This is a genomic window from Rhodoferax sp. UBA5149, assembly GCF_002413825.1.
Lineage (GTDB): Bacteria > Pseudomonadota > Gammaproteobacteria > Burkholderiales > Burkholderiaceae_C > Rhodoferax.
This window is the reverse complement of the sequence record NZ_DHXT01000032.1, coordinates 5,937-6,748: the sequence shown is the minus strand read 5'-3', so window position 1 is coordinate 6,748 and position 812 is coordinate 5,937. Positions and strand designations below refer to the sequence as shown.

Sequence of the window (812 nt, the reverse complement as noted above, 5' to 3'; positions counted from 1 at the left end):
ATTGGAATCTGACCCCAATTAATATCATATTTCCCAATCTTGCAGTTTCAGTCCATCAATGCGACCGAATTCACGCGTGTTGTGCGTCACTACCGTCAACCGGTGTGTGAGCCCAATGGCTGCGATCAACATATCGTTGGCGCCAATAGCAGCACCCTTCGCGGCAAGCACCGCCCGCAACTGTCCATAAGTGTGCGCGCAGGCATCGTCAAACGGCAAACTGCGCAAAGGCTCAAAAAAAGTCTCTAGCCGTTGCAGGTTAGCCGGCACACGTGCGCTGCGGTAAGCACCATAAATCAGCTCTGCCTTGACAAGGCTGCACACGGCCAAATCAGACGGAAGATGCTTAAAGAATTGCTGCCGAACACCGGCATGACTGTCATTGAGAAACTGAATGCAAGTGTTGCTGTCAAGCAGATACTTCACTGCAAAGCGATCCGCTCTTGCGCCAACCCAGCCGACTCAACGGTCAAGGGCGAACGTTCGACCTGCGGGCCAAACAAAGCCGCCTCAAAACCCTCTGGCCAACCCGCATTGACATCGCGCTTGACCAGTTCAGCCAAATAGGCCGACACACTCTGGCCCAACTGTGCCGCGTGCCGTTGCAGTTGCTGGGCGATGGCATCAGGAACATAGCAGTGAAGCTGTGGCATAAAAATACTCCATTTGTATGTGGCAAATACATATTATGCCTATTTTGGGGCTGGTGGACTAGTCACCACCCTTTGCAGCCCCTCGTCCACCGACACCGGCGGCACTCAGCCCGGCAACTGCCGCGCGTTCGCGATAGCTACTTGCAAACTTCCAAACTT

The 812-nt window shown here is 53.8% G+C and carries 2 protein-coding genes; both read right to left on the bottom strand.

What is annotated here, in order from left to right:
* Positions 1-24: 24 nt before the first annotated feature.
* The gene (locus B3V69_RS02565) at positions 25-426 is read right to left on the bottom strand and encodes a type II toxin-antitoxin system VapC family toxin (RefSeq protein ID WP_296443501.1); all 402 of its coding nucleotides are present in this window, start codon (positions 424-426) and stop codon (positions 25-27) included.
* Positions 423-653 carry a hypothetical protein gene (locus tag B3V69_RS02560; RefSeq protein ID WP_296443499.1) on the bottom strand — a complete coding sequence of 77 codons (231 nt, stop codon included), beginning with the start codon at positions 651-653 and terminating at the stop codon, positions 423-425. Before B3V69_RS02560 ends, B3V69_RS02565 begins: the two co-directional genes overlap by 4 nt.
* Positions 654-812 lie beyond the last annotated feature (159 nt).